Source organism: Aeromicrobium fastidiosum, from assembly GCF_017876595.1.
Taxonomy (GTDB): domain Bacteria; phylum Actinomycetota; class Actinomycetes; order Propionibacteriales; family Nocardioidaceae; genus Aeromicrobium; species Aeromicrobium fastidiosum.
In genome coordinates this window covers 1,193,460-1,207,358 of the sequence record NZ_JAGIOG010000001.1, presented here as the reverse complement: position 1 = coordinate 1,207,358, position 13,899 = coordinate 1,193,460, and the positions used below count along the sequence as shown (strand labels likewise).

Sequence of the window (13,899 nt, the reverse complement as noted above, 5' to 3'; positions counted from 1 at the left end):
GACATGAGGGTGAAACGTGGATGGCTTCGGGGGTGAGAAGCGGGGTGAGGCAGTCAGTCGTGCAGCAGCCCGAGCACGTGACCTGCGGCCACCGCCTCCGAACGGCTGGAGACCTCGAGCTTGCGGTACAGCCCGCGGGCCTGCGTCTTGACGGTGTTGCGCGAGACGAAGAGTCGCGACGCGATCTCGTCCACCGAGCTGCCATGGGCGAGCGCCACCAGCACCTCGCGCTCACGGGGCGTGAGCCGCACGAGACCAATCGAGTCCGGGTACGGATGGCGGATCCCGAGCGCCCGCAGGTCGCCGAGCATCTCGCGGAGCGATGGGACGCGGTCTTCGTGGGAGCGCAGGAACTCCTCGGGCACCGTCGAGAACGGCGACACCAGCCCGAGGGACGCCGACACGTCCACCGCACGTCTGAGAAGTGCGCCGCTGACCTCAGCCTCGCCGATGCGCTCGTACGAGAGCGCTGCCAGCAGCTGGGCCTCGACACGCAGTCGCTCGAACGGGTGCACGCCACCGGTCAGGGACGCGAGGATGTCGATTGTCCGATCGTGTTGACCGGTCAGGTGGGCGAGCCGGGCGCGGCTCACAGCACCGAAGAGGTTGCCCGTCGGCACCGTCTCCAGCAGTCGGCTGGCCTCGGTGCCGCGACCCAACGACAGCAGGAGGTCTGCCTCGAAGACGTTGAGCAGGCCGGCCGTCTCCGGCAGACGGGCCGGGTCGACCAGGCGGGACGCCCGCAGCCGGTGCAACGCCTGGAGCCGTCCGCCCCAGGCGAGGGCTTGGCGGGTCTCGGCGTATGTCGCCCACGTGCGGATCACCTCAGGTGCCTCCGAGTAGTCGTCGCGACCAGCCTGACGCACCGGTAGCGCGGCGGACTCCAACGACATCAGGGTGTCGACGAGGTCCATCGTGACGGTCGGGAAGCGGAACGCGGCCGTGCTGGTGCGCAGCTCGTGGGACTCCTCGCGCCAGCGATCGGCCGCGCCCAGGTCGCCCACCACCGTGCTGACCAGGGCGAGGATGCTGGCCGCCTCGTGCCTGACCCCCACCGCGTGCGCGCCGGCGGACGACCGCAGGACCCGGCGCAGGCGCCGCTCGGCCGCGACGACGTCACCGGCCGCATACGCCGTGATGCCGAGCTCGAGCTCGAGCTGGGCGGCCGCGAGGTGCTCGGGCCCCGACGCGTCCAGGGCCTGCGCCGCCAGCTCGACGGCCGACGAGCTGGAGGCGAAGATCTCCCTGGCCATGCCGGCGCGGCGACCGGCGACGACCCCGATCGTCTCGAGGTGCAGTCGGGCCTCGACGTCGGACGGTGGGTGGGTCCACGCGCCGGTGTGCTCGTCGCGGTCACGCGGGGGCCGATGGGCAATCGCATCGTCCAGAGCGCGTGCGATGGCCGAGCCGGATCGCATGTGTTCGGGCAGCTCACGCAGGGCTGCGCGCAACGACGACTCGTGCGACGTGAGCAGCGTCCATCCGCTCGCGTCGAGGATCGCCTCCACACTGCTCCAGCGTTCGCCGGCCACGGCTTGTGCGAGAGCCCGGTGGGGCAGCCCCAGCTCGCGGAGCGTCGCCATCACCGCGTCGTGCAGCACGTCGAGGTCACCGACGTCGACGCGGTCGAGGTCGTGCTTGAGCGTCTCGCGGATGAGGGCCGACATCCAGTAGATCGGCTCACGGCCGTCCACCCACTGGTCGATCACGCCGATGCTCTCGAGGCTCGCGAGCATCCTGTGGGGCGATCCCCCGGGGTCCGCAGCACCGAGGGAGTCGGCACTGAGGTGCTCGATGAAGGCCGCCCGGCGCAGGTCGACCCGTTCCGCGGGGTCGACGACCTCGGACATCAGGTGCCGGGCCACGAATCGCCGCACCCGGCCCTCAGACCACCACGTGGGTGTGCCGCCTGCGCTGCCCGTGACGAGTCCGATCCGGGCCAGGGCGGGCATCCCGGCGATGGACGTGTGGATGGCCGCGGCAGCACCGCGCGACAAGTCGAGTCCGGCCCGGTCGGCGATCGCGGTGACCTCGTCCACAGTGAGCCGCAGCTCGGCCATCCCGATGCGGGCCACGTCGAGCTCGAGCTCGGCGGCCGTGAACCACGGCAGGTGCTTGCGCGAGCACACCACCATGGTCAGCTCGGGGTGGTGGCGCAGCGCCCTGACGATCTCGGCCTCTGGCCAGTCGTCCCACGACTCGACGTGGTCGAGCACGATGACGACCCGAGCTGCGGCGTCATCGCCCTTCAGCCGGTCGAGTGCCACCTGCAGGTCGTCGACCGTGCTGCACTGTCCGTCGAACAGCCGGACGGTGATGCCGTCGTCGGCGAGCTGGTGCGCCCACTGCAGCACCGCGACCGTCTTGCCGGAGCCGCTCGGCCCGCGCACCACCGTGAGCGGACGGTCCAGCGCGAACAGCTCGGTGATGCGCTGCCGGACGATCACGTCGCCCATCCGGGCCAGGTGTCCCTCGCTCGCGGCCGGGTCAGCGCCTTGCATCGACCGTCCCTGCGCGCCCGGTGGCCGACTCGAGCCGGCCGAGTGCGGCCAGCTCACCGTCCGGCGCGAACCACCACAGGCCTGGCAATGTCGGGTGCCGCATGAGGATCGGACGCTCGGGCGTCAGGCAGAACTCCCCGGCTACGCCGCCGCTGACGTCGAGCACCCAGCGTCCGTGCACCGCGAGGTCGGCGGCCGCCACGACGACCGACTGCAGATCGGACGTCGTCAGGTGCAGCACGTCACAGCCCAGACGCACCATGTGCATGTTGTCGAGGTTGTGCTGCCACCACCGGTGCACCGACGAGATCGTCCGCACCCCCTCGCCGGGAGTGACCAGCCAGCGGCCCCGTCGACCCGACTGGATCTCCACCTCGGCGTGAAGCCCGAGGACGGCCAGGTCGTGCGCCAGCGCGTCCAGCTGGGCGACGTGACGGCTCAGGTCATCTGCACCCATGTTGCTCCTGCAGGTAGTGGGCCAGCAGGCCGGCAGCGAGGGCGATGTTGACCGTCAGCACGGCGACGGCGACGCAGATCCAGATCGACACAAGGCCAGGACGCTCGAGTGTCGGATCCATGACGCCCGGTCCCGAGAACTTTTCTCCTGCTGCGTGCCGGTGGGTGGACTCGAGCGGGGACGGGCTGACCCGAGGGCTCGGTAGGCTCTGGGAGTGACGCTCCTGGTCGTGTGCCTCTCGGTCACGGCAGTCGTCTGCTTTCTGGTCCTGCTAGCCGCTCTGCGCATGGGCTCGTCAGATCACGGCTTCAAGGCAGGACGCCCCGAGTCACGCCCGTCCGAATCAGTGCCCCACACTCCGCCGGACCACCCCTCGGAGTTGCCTCCCTCGATGTGAGAACTTCACCCGAGTGACACATACGCGCGGTATGTTCTCGGATATGAGTCAGGTGTTCACCGTCATCGCAGCCGTCTGGGGCATCAGTGGTGCCGCCGTCGCGATCCTGTTCGCGCTCGACGAGCGCAGCCACCGTCGTTCGCAGCACGCCACCTCTCACACACGTGCGGAGGCTCGCGGACATGTCGATGGCGCACTCGCTTAGGCGCCTGCAGCGCCGGCTGCGGTGCAAGATCAAGTACGGCACCGCGTGCCCGCACCGCCCCAAGCACCGGTGATCGTCGGGCCTAAGCGGCTGACGCCCGTCGGTCGGCACCGACGCCGTCAGCCCGCGCTTCCCAGAGCCGGCCGATCTGCTCGAGTTGGCCGTATGGCTGCGAACCCTGCTGCTCGCGTCGGTAGCGCACCACGAGGCCCGCGAGCAGCACCGCGTTCACTCCCGCGATCACCGCTGACACACACGCCACGAGGTCCATGCAGCGCTAACGACGTGCCGCCGCGAAGGTGACGTGGGTTGTCAGACCCAAACAGATCGGTATGCCCCGACGCTCGGGGCGGCTCCGCACAACGATGAGATCGTTACCAACAACTCTGTTAGTAACAGCGATGTTAGTAACGCAAATGTTGGTAACAGCGACATGCCCAACAGCGACGTCAGGCACGACCGGGACGCGGACGTCCCTCGTACGGACGGACTGACTGACGGACTGCTCGGACCCCGACCTGCATCGGTCTCAGTCAGAGCCGAACAGGTCGCGCGTGTAGACGCGGTCGCGGACGTCCTCGAGCTCGTCGACGCGACGGTTCGCGACGATGACGTCGGACATCTTCTTGAACTCGTCGAGGTCGCGAATGACCCGGGAATGGAAGAATTCGTCCTCATCCAGCTCGGGCTCGTAGAGCACGACCTCGATGCCCTTGGCCTTGAGCCGCTTCATGATGCCCTGCACGCTGCTGGCGCGGAAGTTGTCGGATCCCGACTTCATGATGAGCCGGTGGATGCCGACGACCCGCGGGTTGCGGCTGAGGATGTCGGTCGCGATGAAGTCCTTGCGGGTGCTGTTGGCGTCGACGATCGCGCTGATCAGCGTCTGCGGGACGTCCTGGTAGTTGGCCAGCAGCTGCTTGGTGTCCTTGGGCAGGCAGTAGCCGCCGTAACCGAAGGACGGGTTGTTGTAGTGGGTGCCGATGCGGGGGTCGAGGCCGACGCCGTCGATGATCTGGCGCGACGACAACCCGTGGCTGATCGAGAATGAGTCGAGCTCGTTGAAGTAGGCCACCCGCATCGCCAGGTAGGTGTTGGCGAACAGCTTGATCGCCTCGGCCTCGGTCGGCTCCGTGAGCAGCACGGGGCAGCCCTTCTCGGCCGCACCCTCCATCAGCAGGTCGGCGAACCGCTGCGCACGATCGCTCTGCTCGCCGACCACGATGCGCGACGGGTGCAGGTTGTCGTAGAGCGCCTTGCCCTCGCGGAGGAACTCGGGCGAAAACAGGACGTTCTCTGTGCCGAGCCGCTGGCGGGCGTCGAGCACGAACCCGACGGGGATGGTCGACTTGATGACCATCGTCGCGTCAGGGGCGAGCTTGGTGACGTCGGCGATGACGCTCTCGACGGTGCGGGTGTTGAAGTAGTTGGTCTGTTCGTCGTAGTCAGTCGGCGTCGCGATGACGACGTACTCGGCGTCGGCGTAAGCCGTCGCAGGGTCGTTCGTGAACGCCAGGTGCAGGTCGTCACGGGCGAGGAACTGCTCGATCTCAGCGTCGTGGATGGGGCTCTTTCGCTGCTCGAGCAGACTCAGCTTGCCCTCGTCGATCTCGAGGCCAATGACCTCGTTGTGCTGCGACAGCAGCACGGCGATGGACAGCCCGACGTAGCCGAGCCCGACAACTGCAACCTTGGTACTCACGCGGTAAGCCTATGGCCTGCCCCCGAGCAGTAGCGCCGGATACGCTCATCCGCAACCTCAAACGAGACGCGCGTCACCCGTCGCTCGCGTAACCATCTCGTGAACTCGCCCTACCCAACCCCGCGGTGCGCATAAGGTGACCCTTGGGAGTGGGTGAAACCCAGGGTGAATCAGGATGCGAGGGAGCGTATGGCTGAGTTGTCACGCGGTCTCAAAACTCTTCGAAGCCTGACGCCCAACGAGACCTATCTGACCGTTGCGGCGATCCCCGACGGTCCGGAGGTGCCTGTGTCAGCCAGCGAGCTCAACCCCCGCCGGGGTGCGTGGCAGACCGGCTACGCCCACCGTCTGCGACTAACTGACGCCGCTGTCCTGATTGTCGCGACCGCCACTGCTGGGGTGCTGCGCTTCGGCGACGACGCATCCAACACCGTCAACATCGGTCATTACACCACGTCATACCTCGTGCTGGGCGTGGTGATCGCCGCCCTCTGGTGGGTGGCGCTGAGCGTCTCGGGCACTCGCGACCACCGCATCGTCGGCCACGGTGCCGACGAGTACGCGCGGGTGGCCAAGACGACCGTCATGGCGTTCGGTGCCATCGCGATCTTCTCCCTCCTGTTCAAGTGGGACGCTTCTCGCGGCTACCTCGCCATCGCCTTCCCGATGGGCCTGATCGGCCTGATCGTTTCGCGCAAGATGTGGCGCAACTGGCTGGGGCGCGAGCGCACCCGCGGACGCGCGCACTCCCGAGTTCTCGTCGTGGGCGGCGTCCGATCGGCCAAACGCATCGCAGAGGGCTTCATCGCCGGCGGCGCCGGCGGCTATCGCGTCACGGGCGTCTGGGTGCCCGACCGCAAAGGCACCCGCAACGAATGGCTCGACATCCCCACTGCCTTCATCCCTGTCATGGGCACGCAGCGATCGCTCGTCGGTGCCCTCTCGATCTCCGAAGCCGACACCGTCATCGTCACCGACACCGAACATCTAGGCCACGACGGTCTCAAGGATCTGGCGTGGCAGCTCGAAGGTGCCTCGATCGACCTCATGGTCTCGCCCAACGTGTTCGACGTGGCCGGCCCCCGCATTCACGTGCGGGGGGTCTCCAACATGCCCTTCATCCACCTCGAGCGCCCCACTTACGCAGGTGCTGCGAAGTTCGCCAAGTCGGCCTTCGACAAGGCGTTCGCGCTGCTCTTCCTCATGTCGATGCTGCCTCTCCTGCTCGCCATCGCGATCGCGGTCAAGCTGGACAGCCGCGGCCCGATCCTCTATCGCAGCGAGCGCATCGGCGTCGGCGGCAAGCCATTCTTCATGCTGAAGTTCCGCTCGATGACGGATGGCGCGGATCGCCACGTCGACCACCTGTCGAGCAGCAACGAGGGTGCCGGCCCACTCTTCAAGATGAGGGAAGACCCCCGAGTCACCCGTGTGGGCCGATTCCTCCGCCGCTACTCCCTCGACGAGTTCCCGCAATTCATCAACGTACTCCGTGGCGACATGAGCGTCGTCGGACCCCGCCCGCCTCTGCGCCGCGAGGTGGAGCAGTACACACGTCCCGCACAGCGACGGTTGCTGGTGAAGCAGGGCATCACGGGGCTATGGCAAGTGAGTGGACGCTCGGACCTCACTTGGGAAGAGACCGTTCGCCTCGATCTCGACTACGTCGAGAACTGGTCAATGATGCGTGATCTCCAGATCATCTGGCGCACTGTCCAAGCTGTCGCCAAGACGGAAGGGGCCTACTAACCCATGCACCATCTGACCAACATCCGAAGACCGAGCAATCTAGTCGCAACTCAACAAAGTCAACAGATAAGGGAAGCCAAATCATGAAGATTGCCGTCGTAGGCATGGGCTATGTGGGCGTGACAGCCGCAGCCTGTCTCGCTTCACAAGGTCACGTTGTATGCGGGGTTGACGTCAATGAGCAGAAGGTTGAGACCCTCAAGAAAGGCCTCAGCCCTATCTCCGAGCCGGGTATTCAAGAACTCATCACCACTGCGGTCGAATCCGGTCAACTGACCGCAGCCACGACGATGCCAGACCTAAGCGAGTTCGACATAGCAATGGTGTGTGTGGGTACCCCAAGCACTGCGGACGGCTCCCACAACATGTCGTACGTCGCGGACTCCGCCCGTCAGATCGCGCAGGCACTCCGCGGCGATCGATCGTCCCCGTTAACAATCACCTTTCGTTCGACATTCAGACCTGGAACGATGGATGGGCTCGTTACCAGCATCTTCAGGTCCGTTCTCGGCGAGGACATGGAATCTCGTGTCGAGCTGGTGTACAACCCGGAGTTCCTGCGCGAGTCGACGGCAATCTGGGACTTCCACCACCCTCCCAAAGTGGTCATCGGCACCCTAAACAACCAGCGTTCGCAGCGCATGGTAGATCTCCACGAGGGGATTGAAGCCCCGATCTTTGAACTCCCCTTCCGAGAGTCAGAGATGACAAAGTTCGTCGACAACACTTGGCACGCAACCAAGGTCGCGTTCGCAAACGAGATCGGTCGGATCTGCGCTCAAAACGAAGTGTCGGCGAAGTCCATCCACGAAGTTTTCGTGGCCGACACCAAGCTGAACATCTCCGCCTACTACCTTCGCCCGGGCGGTCCGTTTGGCGGTTCGTGTCTTCCGAAAGACGTACGAGCTCTGGATCACATTGCGTCTCTGAGTGACACCTCGGTGCCACTCATCAGCGCCCTCATGCCGTCAAACAAGAGCCACAAAGAGTTCCAGCTGAGTCGCGTCAAGGCGGAACTCAGAAAAGGGTCCACCGTGCTCATGCTCGGGCTGTCCTTCAAAGCCGGTACTGACGACTTGCGTGAAAGTCCGCATCTGGACCTCGCCATGGGACTTGTGGAAGCGGGGTACCAACTCAGCATCTATGACCCCGAACTCGACCCAGCAAAGCTCGTCGGCCAGAACTTCGGATACGCATTCGCCCGTCTGCCTGAGATACCGACGCTGCTGGTGGACAAGTCCACAGCCGAAGACCTCGAGTACGACCTCGTTGTCCGTTGCACTGCCGCCGGTGATGGGCTCAATCTGAGCGGTAAAGCCATTGTGTCGCTGGACACAATCCCATGACTTCTCCCTCAGCGCCTCCGAGCGGAGTACTTCGAGGGCGGAGGCTCTTGCTAGTCGTCCAAAATCTGCCCGTCCCGTTCGATCGACGAGTGTGGCAAGAGGCGCTGGCGCTTCGAGACTCGGGTGCCGGGGTTACGGTCGTCTGTCCCGCCGACGATCGGCACCCAGAGGGGCGGTTCGTAATCGACAAGGTAACTGTGATTCGATACCGCGCTGTCGCTGAGGCCAACACGCCGGTCGGGTACGTTCGCGAGTATTGGCAGTCCATTCGCAGGATACGGAAGGTCGTACGCAAGGAGCGGTCCTCCGCTGAGTTCGATGCAATTCATATTTGCAATCCGCCAGACATGCTCTTTCTTGCTGTTACCGATGTTCGCAAGTCAAAGCGACCGCCACTCATCTTCGACCAGCACGACCTGGGCCCAGAACTGGTGCGAGCCAAACGAATGCCGCTGAGTTGGCTTTTCGTGGCCATCGCCATGGCGCTTGAGATGATCACCTACCGTTTGGCGGACCACGTCATTGCGACTAATCAGTCCTACAAATCGGTTGCAACCTCACGCGGTAAGAAGCGGCCGGATCAAGTGACGATTGTGCGGTCGGGACCACAGCGGTCATGGATCCAAGACGTTCCACCCACACTTGACTGGCACCGTAACCGAAGGTTCCTTGTGGCATACGTCGGTGTCATGGGGCGCCAGGAAGGAATCGACTATCTACTTGAATCTGTCCGCCACCTCGTCGAACAAGGCCTCGATGTTCACCTTGCGCTCGTAGGATCAGGCCCGGATGTGGAGCGCCTAAAATCGAACGCTGATCGCCTCGGGGTGAGTGACCGAACCGAGTTTCATGGACGACTCCCCGATGAGGAACTCAGAAGCATCCTCGCCAACTCAGACGTTTGCGTAAACCCGGATGAAGTCAACGAACTCAACGACTTGTCAACCATGAACAAGATTCTTGAGTACATGGCGCTTAGCCGACCAATAGTTCAATTCGATGTCCGAGAGGGCCGGTTCTCGGCGGGTGACGCATCCCTCTACGCCGACGCGAACGACTCTCGCTCGTTTGCAGACCAGATCTCCATCGTGCTTCGCGACCCCGGTCTAGCTGAAAAGATGGGGCGCGCCGGCCATCGGCGCTTCACTGGTGAGCTGTGCTGGGAAGCCCAGGTGCCGTTGCTCGTCGAGGCCTACCAAACCGTTCTGGAGATACATGACTAGGTCAGGCGACGGGCGACAGATTCACATCAGCTGGTACCGGTCCCATCGGCGGTCTCGCGAACTCGCACATGCACTCGGCGCCGACGCTCACTTCATTCATTCGGATGGCCCGCTGCTACTCCGCTACTTACGACAGTGGCTGGAGACGCGGCGCGTTTTGCGGTCAACTCGACCGACTGTCGTAGTCGTCATGCAGCCACCAGTTCTCTCGCTTCTGTGCGTCGCCGTACACGCTCGACATGCGGTACTCGTCGGCGATCTGCATAGCGGAACCTTCACGGACCGCCGCTGGAGATGGGCAGTACCAGCCGTCGCCTGCGTGATCAGACGAAGGGGCCTAGCGATAGTGCCAAACGAGGAAGTCGCCGACCTATGCCGCATAAGAGACATGGACACCATCGTTGTTCCGGCCGCCATCAGGGCACTTGACTCGCCAAATAGGGGCACGGCGACCGGTCGAGCGACTGTCTTGGTGCCACTCACCTATGCGTTTGACGAGCCTGTTGAACAGATACTGGGTGCCGCTGAGGCTCGTCCTGATTTGCGTTGGCTCCTGACTGGGAAGGCACCGGAAGGTTTGAGCGCCGCAGCGCCTGACAATGTCGAGTTCACCGGATACTTGACCGACGCCGACTACACAACGGCCCAACTCAGCGCGGATGTTATTTGCGCACTGACGACGCAAGAGGGGACGATGCAGTCGGCTGGCTTCGAGGCCCTCGCAACCGGCACTCCACTCCTCACGTCGCCGACACGAGTCCTTAAGAACTACTTTGGATCTGCCGCCGCTTACTCGGCACCGGTGCCCGGCGAAATAGTCGCGCAAATTGATGAACTCATCCGAAACGGCGATGCATGGCGACGTCGAATGCTGGACCTTCGGCACCATCGGATTGCCGAGCAGCAGCAGCAAATCTCGTCAGCCGTCGATTCAATCAATAAGCGATCCAATGGGCGCGCGTCCGGCCGGCGGATTCTGCCGTGACTAACCTGAAACCACAGCCGACGATCGATCTTGTCGTCGTAACCTTTCAAAACCCTCCCTCCGAGATTGCCCACTTGGTCGAGACATTCCTGGCTGCAGCGAAAAACCTAGGGGTGCGCGGCACCGTCCAGCTCGTGTCCAATGATGGCGATTCGCCGCTGGCCGGCTGGTCGAATGTTCGCACGCACGTCGGGCACGGAAACGTCGGCTTCGCTCGGGGTGTCGCGCTCGGACTTCGCTCCTCCCATGCAGCGTTCTGCGTACTGGCGAATCCGGATTGCCACCCGAGTGAGGAGGCGATCGAAGCCATCCTCAAACGCCTGGTGCCTGGATGCGGCATTCTGGTCCCTCGGCTCATCGATACAGAGGGGGCCTTTGCGTTCGAGGCCTACGAGAATTGGACGTTCACTCCTGGACGAAAGTGGTCCCACTGGAGATGTCGGCGCGCCATGGCCGACCTTCCAGAAGGGCCGCTCCCGAAGTTCGCGAAAGCGCCGGGAACGTTTCTCGGCATGGAGACCGCTCTCGCTCGGAGACTGGGCAGCCCGTTTGACGACAACTTCTTCCTGTACGCCGAGGACAGAGATTTATCCGATCGCGCACGCGTCATGGGCGTCGAAATTACGTACCTTCCCCACGTTGAAATCACGCACGAAGGTGGCGTTAGTGCCAAATCCGCAGGGCCGCTTGTTACTGAGGCCAAGGCCGACGGATATGTGCGTATAGCTCGTCGCCGGTACGGACACATTGGCACGGCTATTGCGATTGGCGATTTGGCGATTCTCAAGTTTGCCAAACGGCAGAGCGCGGCCAACTTGAAGCTCGGTCCTCTGGTACGGCGATGGGCCGCCCGAGCCGAGCCGCCCCGCCTAGAGCTCGGTGACTCTCGCGGCTCATCGGAAAGCGCGCCACTTCGAGCGCTCGTGCTCTGGGCGGACAACTCTGCCGCAAACCTTGGCGTTCGCGTCTTGGCACAGGGGAACGCTCAAACGCTCGAGAAAGCGGTCAGTCCTCAAGAAGCACACGTCGATTGTCAGGATTTTGGGCCGGGAGACTCAGAGGCCTCGTTTGGCACTAGGGCGATCGTGCGCGACCTCATCTCAAGGCGGGGCCCGATCAAGACGAAGCTCGCCAGCTACGACGTCATACTGGACTCCGGCGCTGGCGACAGCTTCACCGACATCTACGGGATGAAGCGTCTGAGTTTCATGGCGTATACACAGTGGCGCGCTCGGCGGCTTGGTATTCCTGTAGTGCTCGGGCCACAAACTATCGGACCGTTTACCTCGAGGTGGGGCAGAGCGCTTGCCAAGCCCATCGTTCGTAACGCGATCCTCATTGCCACACGTGACGAAAGCAGCGCCGCGTACTGCAAGTCCACATTCGGACGAGAGGTGGACATACTCACAACCGACCTCGTCTTCGGCCTATCGACCACACCGCGGCGACAGAAACGGGACGTTGTACTGAATGTCTCCGGCCTTCTCTGGTTTGGGGATGCGCATGTCAACCATGAGGTCTATCGACGCGAGACCATTCATCTCATACATGAGCTCGTCAACCAGGGGCGAGACGTCAGTCTGCTCGCACACGTGGTTCATAGTCGAAACGGGTTCGACGACGTGGATGCGATCCGGGATCTGCGATCAAGGCTGCCATCATCGATGGACCTCGAGGTAGTCGTGCCTGAGACTCTAGATGAGGCAAGGCGGCTCCTTCGAAGTGCCACCATTGTGGTCGGAGCTAGGATGCATGCCTGCCTCAACGCTCTTTCACAGGGCGTGCCTGCTATCGCTTGGGCCTACTCACGGAAGTTCGAACCACTGATGGCGTCGATCAACTGGCCGCATGTGATCGACCTCAGATCGGCCTCCTCTCCGGGCGACGACACGGTCAATCTGATCAATAGCCAGCTCGCTGACCTCACGTCCTTGGCCGAGTCCGTCCCAGATATCGCAAACCCGATTCTCGGTTCGTACACCGCAATTCTCGCCAGCCGTCTTCGCGAGGCTGGGGTCATCTTGGAGGTCCAAGGATGAAGTATCTCAGCAGCCTCCGCGCTGGCCCTCGTCCGGCGGACGAATTCGCTAAGCGCGTACACCGCGTCGTTCAGCGCGGGAACTGTAGCGGCTGCGGCGGCTGCGCCCTGCTCTCGTCCCGCGTGACCATGAGGATCGGAGATGAGGATGGATTCCTCCGGCCGGACGTTTCGCCCGCCGGTCCCCGGCTCGACTCTGAACGAGACTTTTCGAAGGTATGCCCTGGTGTGTCACTCAGCGCGCCACGAGACGCCCGGCCCCTGAATCATCCCGAGTTCGGTGGCTACCACGCCGCATGGCGGGCTTGGGCTCGTGACGACACGGTCCGACACAGCGGAAGCAGTGGAGGAGTTCTGACAGCAATATCCGGCTGGCTGCTCACATCCAGCAATGTCTCCTCAGTCGCCGCCTCAACAGCCGATCCCGTGGCACCGACGCGGACACGCTCAGTTGACGCAACGACCGTCGAGGAGATACTACTCGCGGCTGGCTCGCGCTACGCACCTGTAGAAAACGTCACTACTTGGGCTGCGAGAAGCGACGCGGCGCTTGTCGGAAAGCCATGCGAGATATCGGCGGCTCGAAAACTATCTCAACTCCCAGGGGCTGACGACGCCCCGCCACTACTCTCCTTCTTCTGCGCAGGGACACCAAGTCAGCTAGCCACAGACCAACTCGTCATCAAGCTCGGCGCAGCACCAGCGGAGGTAACCTCACTCCGGTACAGGGGGAATGGGTGGCCCGGGGATTTCACTGTCTCGTCCGAAGATGGCGACACCCAGGCGATGAGCTACAAGGAGTCGTGGGGCGGCAATTTGGGTCGGAGCCTTCAGTGGAGATGCAAGACCTGTGTCGACGGAACAGGCGGCGACGCGGACATCTCTGTCGGCGACTACTGGAAGGTCGACCAGAATGGCTATCCCGACTTCAGCGAAGGTGCCGGCGAGTCCGTGATGATCGCGCGCACTGCCAAGGGACTTCGCCTCGTTCTTGAGGCGGAGGCAGCCGGCGTGATCGAGATGCATCCAATTCATCTCGACGCGGTCGCCGGCATCCAGCCCCTCCAAGTTCAGCGGCGCCGACTCCTCAGCGGCCGGCTCGCAGGAAGACTTATGTCCGGCAAGCCTGGCCCCAGGTATCGCGGCTACGGGCTCGCGGGGCATGCGTTTCGACACCCCATCCAGAATCTGCGAGCCTCTGTGGGTACTTGGCTGCGCAGTAGGTCGGGGGGCACATGACCATCCTCATTGCAGCACGACGCGGAGTTTGACGGGTTCAATAAATGGCCGAATCTG

The 13,899-nt window shown here is 63.6% G+C and carries 11 protein-coding genes; 7 read left to right on the top strand and 4 right to left on the bottom strand.

The genetic code is table 11. From position 1 onward, the window contains the following. Positions 1-53 precede the first annotated feature (53 nt). From JOF40_RS19625 to JOF40_RS19935, 3 genes are read right to left on the bottom strand one after another with little or no spacing between them, the layout of a single operon-like run. Entirely contained in the window at positions 54-2,501 is a 2,448-nt protein-coding gene (locus JOF40_RS19625) for a LuxR C-terminal-related transcriptional regulator (protein WP_129180988.1), read from the bottom strand. After that, a complete protein-coding gene (locus tag JOF40_RS05965) occupies positions 2,488-2,958 on the bottom strand; it encodes a hypothetical protein (RefSeq protein ID WP_129180986.1) in 471 nt (156 codons plus the stop codon). Before JOF40_RS05965 ends, JOF40_RS19625 begins: the two co-directional genes overlap by 14 nt. After that, positions 2,945-3,079, bottom strand: coding sequence for a hypothetical protein (locus JOF40_RS19935; protein WP_281064697.1), 135 nt, complete (start codon positions 3,077-3,079; stop codon positions 2,945-2,947). The genes JOF40_RS05965 and JOF40_RS19935 overlap by 14 nt, the downstream gene beginning before the upstream one ends. Positions 3,080-3,398: 319 nt before the next feature. Here JOF40_RS19935 and JOF40_RS05960 point away from each other — a divergent pair, with 319 nt between their 5' ends. Then, a complete protein-coding gene (locus JOF40_RS05960) occupies positions 3,399-3,560 on the top strand; it encodes a hypothetical protein (protein ID WP_188111698.1) in 162 nt (53 codons plus the stop codon). 529 nt (positions 3,561-4,089) lie between these two features. Here the strand turns inward: JOF40_RS05960 and JOF40_RS05955 are convergent. After that, positions 4,090-5,262 carry a nucleotide sugar dehydrogenase gene (locus JOF40_RS05955; protein WP_129180983.1) on the bottom strand — a complete coding sequence of 391 codons (1,173 nt, stop codon included), beginning with the start codon at positions 5,260-5,262 and terminating at the stop codon, positions 4,090-4,092. 165 nt (positions 5,263-5,427) lie between these two features. On the opposite strand from JOF40_RS05955, the gene JOF40_RS05950 reads away from it, so the two are divergent. From JOF40_RS05950 to JOF40_RS05925, 6 genes are all read left to right on the top strand, one after another. Next, a complete protein-coding gene (locus JOF40_RS05950) occupies positions 5,428-7,011 on the top strand; it encodes a sugar transferase (RefSeq protein ID WP_129180981.1) in 1,584 nt (527 codons plus the stop codon). Positions 7,012-7,094: 83 nt separating this feature from the next. Further along, entirely contained in the window at positions 7,095-8,357 is a 1,263-nt protein-coding gene (locus JOF40_RS05945) for a nucleotide sugar dehydrogenase (protein WP_129180979.1), read from the top strand. Beyond that, positions 8,354-9,580 carry a glycosyltransferase family 4 protein gene (locus tag JOF40_RS05940; protein WP_129180977.1) on the top strand — a complete coding sequence of 409 codons (1,227 nt, stop codon included), beginning with the start codon at positions 8,354-8,356 and terminating at the stop codon, positions 9,578-9,580. Before JOF40_RS05945 ends, JOF40_RS05940 begins: the two co-directional genes overlap by 4 nt. Positions 9,581-9,968: 388 nt before the next feature. Then, complete coding sequence (locus JOF40_RS05935; RefSeq protein ID WP_188111697.1) at positions 9,969-10,565, top strand: glycosyltransferase; 597 nt, start codon at positions 9,969-9,971, stop codon at positions 10,563-10,565. Beyond that, the gene (locus tag JOF40_RS05930) at positions 10,562-12,604 is read left to right on the top strand and encodes a polysaccharide pyruvyl transferase family protein (protein WP_129180973.1); all 2,043 of its coding nucleotides are present in this window, start codon (positions 10,562-10,564) and stop codon (positions 12,602-12,604) included. The genes JOF40_RS05935 and JOF40_RS05930 overlap by 4 nt, the downstream gene beginning before the upstream one ends. 227 nt (positions 12,605-12,831) lie before the next feature. Then, positions 12,832-13,842: a Coenzyme F420 hydrogenase/dehydrogenase, beta subunit C-terminal domain gene (locus JOF40_RS05925; protein WP_209674401.1), complete on the top strand. Its 1,011-nt coding sequence runs from the start codon at positions 12,832-12,834 to the stop codon at positions 13,840-13,842. The last annotated feature ends 57 nt before the right edge of the window (positions 13,843-13,899 follow it).

What these genes read in the sequence shown, in the direction of transcription:
- JOF40_RS19625 (WP_129180988.1), bottom strand. Translation starts at nt 2,501, where the DNA reads ATGCAAGGCGCTGACCCGGCCGCGAGCGAGGGACACCTGGCCCGGATG.
- JOF40_RS05965 (WP_129180986.1), bottom strand. Translation starts at nt 2,958, where the DNA reads ATGGGTGCAGATGACCTGAGCCGTCACGTCGCCCAGCTGGACGCGCTG.
- JOF40_RS19935 (WP_281064697.1), bottom strand. Translation starts at nt 3,079, where the DNA reads ATGGATCCGACACTCGAGCGTCCTGGCCTTGTGTCGATCTGGATCTGC.
- JOF40_RS05960 (WP_188111698.1), top strand. Translation starts at nt 3,399, where the DNA reads ATGAGTCAGGTGTTCACCGTCATCGCAGCCGTCTGGGGCATCAGTGGT.
- JOF40_RS05945 (WP_129180979.1), top strand. Translation starts at nt 7,095, where the DNA reads ATGAAGATTGCCGTCGTAGGCATGGGCTATGTGGGCGTGACAGCCGCA.
- JOF40_RS05940 (WP_129180977.1), top strand. Translation starts at nt 8,354, where the DNA reads ATGACTTCTCCCTCAGCGCCTCCGAGCGGAGTACTTCGAGGGCGGAGG.
- JOF40_RS05935 (WP_188111697.1), top strand. Translation starts at nt 9,969, where the DNA reads ATGGACACCATCGTTGTTCCGGCCGCCATCAGGGCACTTGACTCGCCA.